This is a genomic window from Streptomyces sp. NPDC032198 (genome assembly GCF_040636975.1).
Taxonomy (GTDB): Bacteria; Actinomycetota; Actinomycetes; order Streptomycetales; family Streptomycetaceae; genus Streptomyces.
The window spans coordinates 262,467-276,739 of record NZ_JBEZVL010000002.1 but is presented as its reverse complement, the minus strand read 5'-3'; the positions used below and the strand labels follow the sequence as shown (position 1 = coordinate 276,739).

11 protein-coding genes are annotated in these 14,273 nt (G+C 67.5%); 4 read left to right on the top strand and 7 right to left on the bottom strand.

All coding sequences use genetic code 11. The features are described 5' to 3' along the window. Positions 1-14: 14 nt before the first annotated feature. The 7 genes from gyrA to dnaA all read right to left on the bottom strand — a co-directional run bounded on the left by gyrA (position 15) and on the right by dnaA (position 11,704). Positions 15-2,615 (bottom strand): DNA gyrase subunit A, encoded by a 2,601-nt coding sequence (gene gyrA, locus AB0E78_RS06405; protein ID WP_361828956.1) that lies wholly within the window; start codon positions 2,613-2,615, stop codon positions 15-17. A 42-nt stretch (positions 2,616-2,657) separates the two neighbouring features. After that, on the bottom strand, positions 2,658-4,727 hold the full coding sequence (gene gyrB / locus AB0E78_RS06400; RefSeq protein ID WP_361828955.1) for a DNA topoisomerase (ATP-hydrolyzing) subunit B: 2,070 nt from the start codon (positions 4,725-4,727) through the stop codon (positions 2,658-2,660). A 265-nt stretch (positions 4,728-4,992) separates the two neighbouring features. After that, positions 4,993-5,565 (bottom strand): DciA family protein, encoded by a 573-nt coding sequence (locus tag AB0E78_RS06395; RefSeq protein WP_361828953.1) that lies wholly within the window; start codon positions 5,563-5,565, stop codon positions 4,993-4,995. Positions 5,566-5,587: 22 nt separating this feature from the next. Continuing rightward, a complete protein-coding gene (gene recF, locus AB0E78_RS06390; protein ID WP_361828951.1) occupies positions 5,588-6,709 on the bottom strand; it encodes a DNA replication/repair protein RecF in 1,122 nt (373 codons plus the stop codon). Between the two features lie 81 nt (positions 6,710-6,790). After that, a complete protein-coding gene (gene gnd / locus AB0E78_RS06385) occupies positions 6,791-7,675 on the bottom strand; it encodes a phosphogluconate dehydrogenase (NAD(+)-dependent, decarboxylating) (protein WP_361828949.1) in 885 nt (294 codons plus the stop codon). Positions 7,676-7,764: 89 nt separating this feature from the next. Beyond that, a complete protein-coding gene (gene dnaN / locus AB0E78_RS06380; RefSeq protein ID WP_344518427.1) occupies positions 7,765-8,895 on the bottom strand; it encodes a DNA polymerase III subunit beta in 1,131 nt (376 codons plus the stop codon). 871 nt (positions 8,896-9,766) lie between these two features. Beyond that, complete coding sequence (gene dnaA / locus AB0E78_RS06375; protein ID WP_361828947.1) at positions 9,767-11,704, bottom strand: chromosomal replication initiator protein DnaA; 1,938 nt, start codon at positions 11,702-11,704, stop codon at positions 9,767-9,769. 367 nt (positions 11,705-12,071) lie between these two features. Between dnaA and rpmH the strand changes: the two genes are divergently transcribed. From rpmH to yidC, 4 genes are read left to right on the top strand one after another with little or no spacing between them, the layout of a single operon-like run. Continuing rightward, positions 12,072-12,209 (top strand): 50S ribosomal protein L34, encoded by a 138-nt coding sequence (rpmH, locus tag AB0E78_RS06370; RefSeq protein WP_006381191.1) that lies wholly within the window; start codon positions 12,072-12,074, stop codon positions 12,207-12,209. A gap of 20 nt (positions 12,210-12,229) precedes the next feature. Next, complete coding sequence (gene rnpA, locus AB0E78_RS06365; protein ID WP_361828946.1) at positions 12,230-12,601, top strand: ribonuclease P protein component; 372 nt, start codon at positions 12,230-12,232, stop codon at positions 12,599-12,601. Further along, positions 12,598-12,957 (top strand): membrane protein insertion efficiency factor YidD, encoded by a 360-nt coding sequence (gene yidD / locus AB0E78_RS06360; RefSeq protein WP_361828944.1) that lies wholly within the window; start codon positions 12,598-12,600, stop codon positions 12,955-12,957. Before rnpA ends, yidD begins: the two co-directional genes overlap by 4 nt. A 3-nt stretch (positions 12,958-12,960) precedes the next feature. Further along, positions 12,961-14,259, top strand: a complete 1,299-nt coding sequence (gene yidC / locus AB0E78_RS06355) for a membrane protein insertase YidC (RefSeq protein WP_361828942.1) — start codon at positions 12,961-12,963, stop codon at positions 14,257-14,259. Positions 14,260-14,273: the final 14 nt, after the last annotated feature.

The following is a 14,273-nucleotide window of genomic DNA, read 5'->3' as shown; positions in this document are numbered from 1 at the left end:
ACTCTCTCCTCGCGCTACTCGGCCGCGGACTCCGTGCCCTCGTCCGTACCGTCGGCCTGCTCGCCCTCGGCCGAATCGACGACGATGTCTCCGTCGACCTCTTCGGCCTCGCGCCCGGCCTCGGCGTTACGAGCGATACCGACCACGGCATCGCGCTTGCCCAGGTTGATCAGTTGGACGCCCATGGTGTCACGGCCCGTCTCCCTGACCTCGTTGACTCGCGTACGAATCACACCGCCGCCCAGGGTGATCGCGAGGATCTCGTCGGTCTCCTCCGTCACCAGCGCGCCCACGAGCTCTCCGCGGTCCTCCACGATCTTGGCGGCCTTGATGCCGAGGCCGCCACGGCCCTGGACGCGGTACTCGTCGACGTTGGTGCGCTTCGCGTACCCACCGTCGGTTGCGGTGAAGACGAAAGTACCCGGCCTGACGACATTCATCGAGAGCAGTTCGTCGCCACCACGGAAACTCATTCCCTTGACGCCCGAGGTCGCGCGCCCCATGGGACGCAGCGCGTCGTCCGTTGCGGTGAACCTGATCGACTGCGCCTTCTTGCTGATGAGCAGCAGATCGTCCTCGGACGAGACGAGCTCGGCGCCGATCAGCTCGTCGTCCTTGCCGTCGTCCGTCTCACGGAGGTTGATGGCGATGACGCCACCGGCGCGCGGTGAGTCGTAGTCCTTGAGCGGGGTCTTCTTTACGAGGCCGCCCTTGGTGGCGAGCACCAGGTAGGGCACCGCTTCGTAGTCCCGGATGGCGAGGATCTCGGCGATCTTCTCGTCCGGCTGGAAGGCGAGCAGGTTCGCGACGTGCTGGCCGCGGGCGTCGCGTCCGGCATCCGGCAGTTCGTATGCCTTCGCGCGGTAGACCCGGCCCTTGTTGGTGAAGAACAGCAGCCAGTGGTGGGTCGTCGACACGAAGAAGTGGTCGACGATGTCGTCCTCCTTCAGCTTCGTGCCGCGGACGCCCTTGCCGCCGCGCTTCTGGGAGCGGTAATCCACCGTCTTCGTACGCTTGACGTAACCGCCGCGCGTGATCGTGACGACGATGTCGTCCTCGGCGATCAGGTCCTCCATGGACATGTCGCCGTCGAAGGGCACGAGCGCCGAGCGACGGTCCTCGCCGAACTTGTCGACGATCGCCGCGAGCTCCTCGCTGATGATCTGGCGCTGCCGCTCGGGCGAGGCCAGGATCGCGTTGTACTCGTTGATCTTCGCCTGCAGTTCGTCGTGCTCGGCGACGATCTTCTGGCGCTCCAGGGCGGCAAGGCGGCGCAGCTGCATCTCGAGGATGGCGTTGGCCTGGATCTCGTCGATCGAGAGCAGGCCCATCAGGCCCTCACGCGCGACGTCGACCGTCTGGCTGGCCCGGATGAGTGCGATGACCTCGTCGATGGCGTCCAGGGCCTTCAGCAGGCCGCGCAGGATGTGGGCCCGCTCCTCGGCCTTGCGCAGCCTGTACTTCGTACGCCGGACGATGACCTCGACCTGGTGCGTCACCCAGTGGCGGATGAAGGCGTCGAGGGAGAGCGTGCGCGGCACACCGTCGACGAGCGCCAGCATGTTGGCGCTGAAGTTCGACTGGAGGTCGGTGTGCTTGTAGAGGTTGTTCAGTACGACCTTGGCGACGGCGTCCCTCTTCAGGACGACGACCAGACGCTGGCCCGTGCGCGAGGACGTCTCGTCGCGGACGTCGGCGATGCCGCCGACCTTGCCGTCCTTGACGAGGTCGGCGATCTTCTGCGCGAGGTTGTCGGGGTTGGTCTGGTAGGGGAGCTCGGTGACCACCAGGCACTGGCGGTTCTGGATCTCCTCGACCGCGACGACCGCGCGCATCGTGATGGAGCCACGGCCCGTGCGGTACGCCTCCTCGATGCCCTTTCGGCCCACTACTAGTGCGCCGGTCGGGAAATCGGGGCCCTTGATGCGCTCGATGAGAGCGTCGAGCAGCTCTTCGTGCGAGGCGTCCGGGTGCTCCAGCGCCCATTGCGCGCCCGCCGCGACCTCGCGGAGGTTGTGCGGCGGGATGTTGGTGGCCATGCCGACCGCGATGCCCGCAGAACCGTTGATCAGCAGGTTCGGGAAGCGCGCCGGCAGGACCGTCGGCTCCTGGTTGCGGCCGTCGTAGTTGTCGGTGAAGTCGACGGTCTCCTCGTCGATGTCACGGACCATCTCCATGGCCAGCGGCGCCATCTTGCACTCGGTGTACCGCATGGCGGCCGCCGGGTCGTTGCCCGGAGAGCCGAAGTTGCCGTTGGAGTCCACCAGGGGCATCCGCATCGACCACGGCTGGGCCAGGCGGACCAGGGCGTCGTAGATGGAGGAGTCGCCGTGCGGGTGGTAGGTGCCCATGACGTCGCCGACGACGCGGGCGCACTTGTAGAAGCCCTTCTCGGGGCGGTATCCGCCGTCGTACATCGCGTACAGGACGCGACGGTGGACGGGCTTGAGTCCGTCCCGGACGTCGGGGAGCGCGCGCGACACGATGACGGACATCGCGTAGTCGAGGTACGAGCGCTGCATCTCGGTCTCGAGCCCGACGGGCTCGACACGCATGCCCACGCCGGGGACCGCGGGCTCCTCTTCGGGCATCACAGGGGTGTTCTCGTCGGCCATTGCTGGTCAAAGTCCTTTCGAGGTGCGGCTTGTACGGCCGACTCAGATGTCGAGGAAGCGGACGTCCTTGGCGTTGCGCTGGATGAACGAGCGCCGGGCCTCGACGTCCTCACCCATCAGCACCGAGAACAGGTCGTCGGCCTGCGCCGCGTCGTCCAGGGTGACCTGGCCGAGAACGCGGTGCTCCTGGTCCATCGTCGTGATGCGCAGCTCCTCGGCGTTCATCTCACCGAGACCCTTGAAGCGCTGGACCGAGTCGTCCCGGAAGCGCTTGCCTGCCTGGCGGCCGAGCTCGACCAGCGCGTCGCGCTCACGGTCCGAGTACGCGTACTGGAAGTCGTCCCGGCTCCACTTGATCTTGTAGAGCGGCGGGCGCGACAGGTAGACGTGGCCGGACTCGACGAGCGGCCGCATGAAGCGGAACAGGAACGTCAGGAGCAGGGTGTTGATGTGCTGACCGTCGACGTCGGCGTCCGCCATCAGGATGATCTTGTGATAGCGGAGCTTCTCGATGTCGAAGTCCTCGTGCACACCCGTGCCGAAGGCCGAGATGAGGGCCTGGACTTCCTGGTTCTGCAGGATCTTGTCGATCCGCGCCTTCTCGACGTTCAGGATCTTGCCTCGGATGGGCAGGATCGCCTGGTACATCGGGTTACGGCCGGACTTCGCCGAACCACCGGCGGAGTCACCCTCGACGATGAAGATCTCGCACTTCGTCGGGTCGTTCGACTGGCAGTCGCTGAGCTTTCCGGGCAGCGAGGCCGATTCGAGCAGGCCCTTGCGGCGGGTCAGGTCGCGCGCCTTGCGGGCGGCGACGCGGGCCGTGGCGGCCTGGATGCCCTTGCGGATGATGTCCGCGGCCTCGTTCGGATTGCGGTCGAACCAGTCCGTGAGGTGCTCGTGCACGACCTTCTGCACGAAGGTCTTCGCCTCCGTGTTGCCCAGCTTGGTCTTGGTCTGGCCCTCGAACTGCGGCTCGCCCAGCTTCACCGAGATGATGGCCGTCAGGCCCTCGCGGATGTCCTCACCCGTGAGGTTGTCGTCCTTCTCGCGCAGCAGCTTCTTCTCGCGCGCGTACCGGTTGACCAGGCCCGTCAGCGCGGCCCTGAAGCCCTCCTCGTGCGTACCGCCCTCATGCGTGTGGATCGTGTTCGCGAAGGAGTAGACACCTTCGGTGTACTGCGAGTTCCACTGCATGGCGATCTCGGCCGAGAGCATGCGCTCCTTGTCCTCGGCCTCGACGTCGATGACGGTCGGGTGGATCATCTCTCCCTTGCGGGAGTTGAGGTACTTCACGAAGTCGACGATGCCGCCTTCGTAGTAGTACGTCACCGTGCGGGCCTCGGCGGCCTCGTCGTCGGTGGCCTCGGCCGAGTCCGCACCCGCCGTCGCCTTCGCCGAATCGCGCTCATCAGTGAGTTTGATCGTCAAACCCTTGTTGAGGAACGCCATCTCCTGGAAGCGCCGTGCCAGCGTCTCGAAGGAGTACTCGGTCGTCTCGAAGACGTCCGGGTCGGCCCAGAAGGTGACCGTGGTGCCCGTGTCCTCGGTCGCCTCGTGCTTGGCCAGCGGGGCCGTCGGCACACCCAGCTTGTAGTCCTGGGTCCAGCGGTAGCCGTCGGTCCGGATGTCGACGGCGAGCTTCGTCGACAGTGCGTTCACGACGGAGACACCGACGCCGTGCAGACCACCGGAGACCGCGTATCCGCCGCCGCCGAACTTGCCGCCCGCGTGCAGCACGGTGAGTACGACCTCGACGGCCGGCTTCTTCTCGACGGGGTGGATGCCCACCGGGATGCCTCGGCCGTTGTCGATGACGCGCACGCCACCGTCGGCGAGGATCGTGACGTCGATGGTGTCCGCGTGCCCGGCGAGGGCCTCGTCGACGGAGTTGTCGACAACCTCTTGCACGAGGTGGTGCAGGCCGCGCTCACCGGTCGATCCGATGTACATGCCGGGTCGCTTGCGGACCGCGTCCAGACCCTCGAGGACGGTGATCGCGCTGGCGTCGTACAAGGCTGTGACCTCGCCGTTCTCGCCAGCGACGGTAGACGGGATGTTCTCGTTGGGGTTGCCGGAATCGGCCACGAAGCGCCCTTTCTGGCACAGCACAAGCCAAGCACCCGGCGGTGGCCGGAGCGGCTGCGTCGTTCAGCGATAGTCAGCGTTGTTCTATGCGTCCCACAAGTGGGGCGGGATTAGCTTCCAGTCTACCGGTAGCGCTGACAGTGATGGGGGTTTGCCGGTACCTGAGTCCGCATGTGCCGTCCTGAAGCGGCATCCTCCGACTCCCCATATACGGAGCGGGGCCCTAGGAGGCTCACAGCGGCACTCAGCGCTTCGGAGCGTCAACCCCGAGCTACCACCCGGTACGGCCTCAGCCGTAGGTGTCGCCGGGGCCCGTGCTGCCCGGTGCGCGCAAGGGTCCGAAGCGGCGCGCGGGGCCACCGGGGCCGAGGACTTTGATGAGGCGCACGGTGCCGTGACCCAGGTCCTCGTTGAGGCGCGCGACCAGCTGGGGGGCCAGGAGCCGCAGGTTCGTCGCCCAGGCCGTGGAGTCGCACTGGACGGTCAGGACGCGCTCGTTCTCGTCGTACCGCTGCGGGACGCAGTGGTTGGCCAGGTCCTCGCCGACGATCTGCGGCCAGCGGCCCATCACCCCGCCGACCGCGGCCGGCGTCTCCCAGCCGCGCTCGGTGATCAGGCGGTTGATGGCGGAGCCGAGCGGCTGCGGGTCACGCCCGTCGGCGCGCGCGCCGGAGCGCAGACCGCCCCTGCGGGCCTGTTTCTTCTGCTGCGCGGCGTCGCCACGCGCGCGTGCCTGTTCCTTGGCTGCGCGCAGGGCGACCCGGGCGAGGTCGACGCCGGAGGGCTCTGGGGTCTTCGGCGTCTCCTTGGGGGCGTCGGGGGCGCCCTGAGGAGTGTCCTTGGCGGGCTCTTCGGCGCTCATGCACGCTCCCTGCTCGGGCGCGTCATACGCGCTCCACTGCGCCGTCCGCCACCGCGAACCGCGTCCCGGCGAGCACGCCCGGCACGTCGTCGTCCACCGCGGCCGTGACCAGGACCTGCTCGCCCGGCGCCACCAGCTCCGCGAGGCGCTCCCTGCGGCGCGCGTCGAGCTCCGCGAACACATCGTCAAGGACGAGCACGGGCTCATTGCCTTCCGCGCGCAGAAGGTCGTACGAGGCCAGGCGCAGCGCCAGGGCGTACGACCAGGACTCGCCATGGCTCGCGTACCCCTTCGCGGGGAGCTGGCCGAGCTTGAGGAGCAGGTCGTCGCGGTGCGGGCCGACCAGCGTCACGCCCCGCTCGATCTCCTGCTTGCGCGCCTCTTCGAGGGCGGCGATCAGCTGCTCGAACAGCACCTCGCGGGTGTGGCCCTCGCCGGGCGCCGAGGGCTTGTACTCCAGCGAGACGGGGCCGCCGCCGGGTGCCAGCTGCTCGTACGCCTTGTCGGCAAGGGGCTGCAGCGCGGCGATCAGGTCGAGCCGCTGGGTGAGCAGCTCGGCGCCCACGCGCGCGAGGTGCTGGTCCCAGACGTCGAGGGTGGACAGGTCCATCGTGCGGCCGCCGTGCCGCCGTGCGAGGGCCGCCGACTTCAGGAGGGTGTTGCGCTGCTTCAGTACGCGGTCGTAGTCGGACCGCACGCCCGCCATGCGCAGGGAGCGCGCCGTGATCAGCTCGTCGAGGAACCGTCGGCGCTCGCCGGGGTCACCTTTGATCAGCGCCAGATCTTCGGGGGCGAACAGCACCGTACGGACGATCCCGAGCACATCGCGGGGCCTGACCTGCGAGGACCTGTTGATCCGGGCACGGTTGGCCTTGCCCGGGTTGAGCTCCAGTTCGACCAGCTGCTGGCGCTCGCCCTGCTGGACCGCGGCCCGGACGACGGCACGCTCGGCGCCCATGCGCACCAAGGGGGCGTCCGAGGAGACCCGGTGGCTGCCGAGCGTGGCGAGATAGCCCACGGCCTCGACGAGGTTCGTCTTGCCCTGGCCGTTCGGGCCCACGAACGCGGTGACTCCCGGGTCGAGAGGGACCTCGACCCGGGAGTACGAGCGGAAGTCGGCCAGCGACAGATGCGTGACGTGCATGGTGTGCGCCGACCTCCCCCGGCTTCCTTCACTTGCTGAGAGGCCTGTGGGAAACGGCTGGCGTTGCCCACAGGCTGTGGATCAGTTCTCGCTCTTGGACTCGACGGCGTGGCCACCGAACTGGTTGCGCAGCGCGGCGATCATCTTCATCTGCGGGGAGTCGTCCTGGCGCGAGGCGAACCGGGCGAAGAGCGAGGCCGTGATCGCGGGCAGCGGCACGGCGTTGTCGATGGCGGCTTCCACCGTCCACCGGCCCTCACCGGAGTCCTGCGCGAAGCCGCGCAGCTTCGCCAGGTGCTCGTCGTCGTCCAGGGCGTTGACCGCGAGGTCGAGCAGCCAGGAACGGATGACCGTGCCCTCCTGCCAGGAGCGGAAGACCTCGCGCACGTCCGTGACGGAGTCGACCTTCTCCAGGAGCTCCCAGCCCTCGGCGTAGGCCTGCATCATGGCGTACTCGATGCCGTTGTGGACCATCTTCGAGAAGTGGCCGGCGCCGATCTTGCCCGCGTGGACCGAACCGAAGTCACCCTCGGGCTTGAGGGCGTCGAAGATCGGCTGGACCTTCGCGATGTTCTCGGTGTCGCCGCCGTACATCAGGGCGTAGCCGTTCTGCAGGCCCCAGACGCCGCCGGAGACGCCGCAGTCGACGAAGCCGATGCCCTTGGCGGCGAGCTCCTCGCCGTGCTTCTCGTCGTCCGTCCAGCGGGAGTTCCCGCCGTCCACGACGACGTCACCGGGCTGGAGCAGCTCGGCGAGCTCGTCGACGGTGGACTGGGTCGCGGCTCCGGCCGGGACCATCACCCATACGACGCGCGGGCCCTTGAGCTTGCCCACAAGCTCTTCGAGGCTGTGGACGTCCGCGACGTCCGCGTTCCGGTCGTATCCGATGACGGTGTGGCCTGCGCGGCGGATGCGCTCGCGCATGTTGCCGCCCATCTTGCCGAGGCCGACGAGACCGAGCTCCATCAGTGGTTCCTTAAGTCGCGATGTGGCGTGGAGGCACCTTCGTACCCGCGTCCGAGCCTACGCCCGGACGCCCGCTCACACCTGTGGGCTCAGCCGCTCAGACGTACCGGCATGATCAGGTACTTGTAGGCCTCATCGGCCTCCGCGTCCACGGCCGGCCTGCCGCTCAGGAGTGCCGGCTTCGTCGAGGTCGTGAACGACAGCTGGGCGACCGGGGAGTCGATCGCGCTCAGGCCGTCGAGCAGGAACGTCGGGTTGAAGGCGATCGAGACGTCGTCGCCCTCGAGCTGGGCGTCGACCCTCTCCACAGCCTGTGCGTCGTCGCTGGAGCCGGCCTCCAGGATCAGCACGCCCTGCTCGAAGCTGAGCCGGACCGGGGTGTTCCGCTCGGCCACCAGGGCCACGCGCTTCACGGCCTCGACGAACGGGGCGGTCTCGATGACCGCGATCGAGTTGAACTCCGTGGGGAAGAGCGTCTTGTACTTCGGCAGGTCGCCCTCGAGGAGCCGCGTGGTCGTACGCCGGCCCGCGCCCTCGAAACCGATCAGGCCCTCACCGGCACCCGAGCCGGACAGCGCCAGGGTGACCGTGTCGCCGCTCGTGAGCGCCTTGGCGGTGTCCAGGAGCGTCTTGGCGGGCACCAGGGCGACCGCGGACGCCTCGGGGTTCTCCGGCTTCCACAGGAACTCGCGGACCGCGAAGCGGTAGCGGTCGGTGGAGGCCAGCGTGACGGTGTCGCCCTCGATCTCGATGCGCACGCCGGTCAGGACGGGCAGCGTGTCGTCGCGGCCCGCGGCGATGGCCACTTGGGCTGCGGCGGAGGCGAAGACCTCACCGGGGACCGTGCCGGTCGCGGTGGGCATCTGCGGCAGCGCGGGGTACTCCTCCACAGGAAGCGTGTGGAGTGTGAATCGCGAGGAGCCGCAGACCACCGTGGCCCGCACACCGTCTGTGGAGATCTCCACCGGACGGTTGGGAAGGGCGCGGCAGATGTCGGCGAGCAGCCGGCCGGAGACGAGGACCGTGCCCTCGTCGTCGATCTCGGCGTCCACGGAGACACGCGCCGAGACCTCGTAGTCGAAGCTGGAGAGGCTGAGTGCGCCTTCCTCGGCCTTCAGCAGCAGTCCCGCCAGGACAGGTGCCGGTGGCCGGGCCGGGAGACTGCGCGCCGCCCACGCCACCGCCTCTGCGAGTACGTCGCGTTCCACCCGGATCTTCACTTAGCCGCCCTCCTGCTGTTGCTGGCACTGGGGACCAGTCTGACGCACCGCACTGACAGCGGGTGCCCGTCGGGGTCAAGTCGTGACGAGCGGCGTCGGAGGTCCGGAGGGCGAGTTGTGCACAGGCCCCTCTTCCAAGCGAATTTCCCGGTAACTCTAAGTGGGAGTAGTAGTAGGGCCTGTGGAAACCGTGGATAACCCCGTTTTCGCAGGTCAGTGCCGGTTTTTTATCCACTGAGCCTGTGGGCGGAGGCGGTGGACAACCGGTGGTTTCTGTGGACGGGCGAAAGTTCTGCACACCCGATGCACAGGCAGGGGCTACTTCTCCCCAGCGCTGTCCCCAGCTTTACCCACCTTCCCCACAGGCCAACCGACCACCTTGGTGTGACGCCTTTCACTCGGCACGGTGACGGGGCGCGTTGCGTTGCCGAACAGTGGACAGGCGTGTGGAGAAGCTGGGGAAAGCTGGGGACAACCGGCTCGAGCCTGTGGGTTGCCGGTGGACAAGTTCGTGCACACCCTGTGGACGAGATTTTCCTCCACAGGCTGTGGAGGACCGTCGTCCACCAATCCACAACCACCTGACCTGGCTTGATGATCCTTCAGCAGGGTCCCCTGTGGACATCATCTGGACAACTTCCCGGTCCCCAGGGTGTGGAAGGAAAAAAGGACCCACATCTGTGGAGAACAGGCCTCTCAGCTGGGGAAATCGAACAGCGGCGGGGGACGAAGGGGCTCCACGCGCGCGTGCGCAACAGCAAAAGGCGCCCCGGAAGTTGTCCCGGGGCGCCTTTCAGAGACGTACGAACGATGCGTCGGCGTCGTGTGCCGGTGGCTCTCAGCGCTTCTGACAGAAGCCGCGCAGAGGCCGTCAGCCGTTCTTGATGCGGTTGGTGAGCTCAGTGACCTGGTTGTAGATGGAGCGCCGCTCGGCCATCAGGGCACGGATCTTGCGGTCCGCGTGCATGACCGTCGTGTGGTCGCGGCCGCCGAACTGCGCGCCGATCTTGGGCAGCGAGAGGTCCGTGAGCTCGCGGCAGAGGTACATCGCGATCTGCCGCGCCGTCACCAGGACGCGGCTGCGGGAGGATCCGCAGAGGTCGTCCACGGTCAGCCCGAAGTAGTCCGCGGTCGCGGCCATGATGGCCGGCGCGGTGAGCTCCGGAGCGGCGTCCTCGCCGCCGGGGATCAGGTCCTTGAGGACGATCTCCGCCAGGCCCAGGTCCACCGGCTGCCGATTGAGCGAGGCGAAGGCCGTGACCCGGATCAGCGCGCCCTCGAGCTCACGGATGTTGCGTGAGATGCGGGACGCGATGAACTCCAGGACCTCGGGCGGGGCGTTGAGCTGCTCCTGCACCGCCTTCTTACGAAGGATGGCGATACGCGTTTCCAGCTCGGGCGGCTGGACGTCGGTGATCAGTCCCCACTCGAAGCGGTTGCGCAGCCGGTCCTCCAGGGTGACCAGCTGCTTGGGCGGCCGGTCACTGGAGAGCACGATCTGCTTGTTCGCGTTGTGGAGCGTATTGAAGGTGTGGAAGAACTCCTCCTGCGTCGACTCCTTGCTCGCGAGGAACTGGATGTCGTCGACGAGCAGGATGTCCATCTCGCGGTACCGCTTGCGGAAGGTGTCGCCCTTGCCGTCGCGGATGGAGTTGATGAACTCGTTCGTGAACTCCTCGGAGCTCACGTAGCGCACACGCGTGCCGGGGTAGAGGCTGCGGGCGTAGTGCCCGATCGCGTGCAGAAGATGCGTTTTGCCGAGCCCGGACTCCCCGTAGATGAAGAGGGGGTTGTAGGCCTTGGCGGGCGCTTCGGCGACGGCGACCGCGGCCGCGTGCGCGAAGCGGTTCGAGGCACCGATGACGAAGGTGTCGAAGAGGTACTTGGGGTTCAGGCGTGCGGTGGGTTCGCCGGGGGCCGACGCGGGCGCGGGCTGCGCGGCCAGTGGGCCGGGGGTGCCGCTGCCGTGGACGCCGTGGCCGTTTCCGTGGCCGCCGCCCCTGGGGTCGTGGCCGCCGGAGGCCGTGGACTGGTCGTGACGCTCGCGTCTGTCGTGCCGGTCGTGGCGGTCCTGCTGGTCCTGCCGGTCCTGGCGCTCTTGCCGGTCCTGCCGGTCCTGGCGGTGCTGGTCGTACGGGGAGTGCCCCTGCGGCTGCGAGCGGTAGTCGTGCTGCGGCTGCTGGGGGCTCGCGTACGGGTCCCGCTCGGGGAAGCCGAGCCGCGGCTGCTGCCAGCCGTAGTCGTCCTGCTGCTGGGGCTGCTGCGGCTGGTGCTGCGGCCAGGCGCCGGGCCCGGGGCGCTGGTAGTCGGGGTACGCCGGGCGGGCGGTGGGCAGCTGCTCGGGTCCGCGGCCCGGGGAGTGCTCGTCCGGGGTGCGGCGGCCGTAATTGTCGTACGGCTCGTGGCCCTGACCGGGGCCCGGGTGCTGCTCCGGCTCCTCGTAGCGCTGCTGCTGTTGCTGGCCGGACTGATGCTGACCGGGCTGATGCTGGAGCGGCGGCGCCGGCGGGGTGGGCCTGTCCATGGGGTCGCCGACCGAGTCGTCCACCGTGATGGCGATACGGATCGGGCGGCCGCACTCGCGGCTCAGCGATTCACTGACGATGGGTGCGAGGCGTCCTTCGAGTACGCCCTTGGCGAATTCGTTCGGTACGGCCAGCAGAGCGGTATCGGCGACCAGCGCCAGCGGCTGGCAGCGCTTGATCCAGCGCTCGTCCTTCGCGTCTACACCGTGCCCCCGCCCCTCACCCAGCAGCTGCTCCAGAACTCGTGGCCACACTGCGGCAAGATCGGCAGGTACATCAGCCACAAGGCACGCTCTCTCACGGGGTCCCACGAAGGTGTGGTTCTTGGGACGGAAATCGGGATGGGCAGGGAGAAGGGAATGAATCGGAGTTTGGCCACGGTAGTCAGGGCAATGGCTGCGGTTCAAGTTGTTGTCCACAGGCTGTGCACAGTGTCTCGCCCTGACGGGCGGTTTGACCGGATGGCGTAGCCCCGCGTACCGTGACCAGGTCGAGTTGTCGATGGCTGCTGCCGCCTGCCTCCGATGGGCAAAGATCACGATCTGTGATTGTGAAGCGGTGCACTCGGTGCGTATTCGCGAGCTTCTCGTGGGCGCACGGTGACAGCCAGGCGATGTCCCGCCTCCACACAATCATTTCTGGAGCCCCCGAGTGAGCAAGCGCACCTTCCAGCCGAACAACCGCCGTCGTGCCAAGACCCACGGCTTCCGCCTGCGGATGCGCACCCGTGCCGGCCGCGCGATTCTCGCGAACCGTCGTGGCAAGGGTCGCGCCAGCCTTTCCGCCTAATCGCATTAGGTCATGACGTCGTGCTGCCTACCGAGCATCGGCTGAGGCGGCGCGAAGACTTCGCGACCGCGGTACGCCGAGGACGACGGGCCGGACGCCCGCTTCTCGTCGTCCATCTACGTAGCGGTGCAACGGACCCGCACGCGCCTGGGGAGAGCGTTCCCCCGACGCGTGCGGGTTTCGTCGTGAGCAAGGCCGTTGGCGGAGCCGTCGTACGCAACAAGGTGAAGCGCAGGCTTCGCCATCTGATGCGTGACCGGGTGGCTCTGCTGCCCCCCGGTAGCCTGGTAGTCGTACGAGCGTTGCCCGGATCGGGCGACGCCGCCCATGCACAGCTGGCCCAAGACCTGGACGCCGCCCTTCAGCGGCTGCTGGGAGGGGGCGCTCGATGAAGTACCCACTGCTGGCTCTGATCAAGCTGTACCAGTGGACGATCAGTCCGCTGCTTGGTCCGGTGTGCAAGTACTACCCGTCGTGTTCCCGCTACGGCTATCTGGCCATCGACCGGCACGGTGCGATCAAGGGAACGGCGCTCACTGCCTGGCGCATCCTTCGGTGCAATCCGTGGTCGCTCGGTGGTGTCGACCATGTCCCGCCGCGCAAGCGACCGCGGTGGCACGAGATGCTGCGCACCATGTGGCGCGAACGCAAGGGCGGGCCCTCCGCCGCTGGCGTGCCCTCCGGGGAGATCGCCCCGGATACCCCGAGCCCGGCCGCCGAGACCCCGTCCCATGCTCAAGGAGCCTGATTAGTGGACACGATTGCCAGTCTGTTCAGCTTCATCACGACACCCGTTTCCTGGGTCATCGTCCAGTTCCACTCGTTGTACGGGGCGATCTTCGGTCCTGACACGGGCTGGGCCTGGGGCCTGTCCATCGTGTCCCTGGTGATCTTGATCCGTATCTGCCTGATCCCGCTCTTCGTGAAGCAGATCAAGGCGACCCGGGCGATGCAGACGCTGCAGCCCGAGATGAAGAAGATCCAGGAACGCTACAAGAGCGACAAGCAGCGTCAGTCCGAAGAGATGATGAAGCTGTACAAGGAGTCGGGTACCAACCCGCTCTCCTCGTGCCTTCCCATCCTGGCGCAGTCGCCGTTCTTCTTCGCGCTGTACCACGTGCTCTCCGGCATCGCGTCGAACGACACCATCGGCGTCATCGACAAGCCGCTCCTGGAGAGCGCCCAGAAGGCGCACATCTTCGGCGCCCCGCTGGCCGCGAAGTTCATGGACAGCGAGGAAAAGGTCGCGGCGCTGCACGCCTCGCTGACCGACGTCCGCGTCGTGACCGCGATCATGATCTGCCTGATGTCGTTCTCGCAGTTCTACACGCAGCGTCAGCTGATGACGAAGAACGTGGACACGACGGTCAAGACGCCGTTCATGCAGCAGCAGAAGATGCTGATGTACGTCTTCCCGATCATGTTCGCCGTGTTCGGCATCAACTTCCCCGTCGGTGTTCTCGTCTACTGGCTGACCACCAACGTGTGGACCATGGGCCAGCAGATGTTCGTGATCCGCCGGAACCCGACTCCGGGCTCCAAGGCCCAGGCCGCGTTCCTGGAGCGCCTGCAGAAGCAGCTCACGCACACCAAGAAGGTGCGGGGCCGTGGCAACGCGAACGTCATCAAGGCGATCGTCGCCAAGGGCCGTGACCGCAACGAGTTCGAGCGCAAGTTCATCAACGGTCTGAGCAAGGCGGGCCTCGTCGCCCAGGCCGACGGTTCCGTCGCGCAGAGCGATTCCGCTGTCGCCACGGAGACCGAGGACGGCACTCCCGCCGCCGCCGGCGGTGGTGCCCCGAAGCGGCAGCAGCCCAAGCGCCAGAGCAAGTCGCAGCGCCAGTCCGCCGCCGCACACGGCAAGGCGGAGAGCGACACGGAGACGGCTTCGGAGGCGAAGACGTCGCTGGAGAAGACTCAGGACGAGCCTGAGGACGCCGCTCCCCAGGGCAAGCCCGCGGGTGGCAAGTCCGGGTCAGGTAACGCACGCCAAGCCAAGTCGGGGCAGCGCAAGGGCCAGCAGCGGCCCAAGCACCCGTCCAAGAAGTAGAAGGAGTCCATCCC

Coding starts and splice junctions, on each gene's coding strand:
- gyrA (WP_361828956.1), bottom strand. CDS start 2,615: ATGGCCGACGAGAACACCCCTGTGATGCCCGAAGAGGAGCCCGCGGTC.
- AB0E78_RS06395 (WP_361828953.1), bottom strand. CDS start 5,565: ATGAGCGCCGAAGAGCCCGCCAAGGACACTCCTCAGGGCGCCCCCGAC.
- recF (WP_361828951.1), bottom strand. CDS start 6,709: ATGCACGTCACGCATCTGTCGCTGGCCGACTTCCGCTCGTACTCCCGG.
- gnd (WP_361828949.1), bottom strand. CDS start 7,675: ATGGAGCTCGGTCTCGTCGGCCTCGGCAAGATGGGCGGCAACATGCGC.
- yidD (WP_361828944.1), top strand. CDS start 12,598: ATGAAGTACCCACTGCTGGCTCTGATCAAGCTGTACCAGTGGACGATC.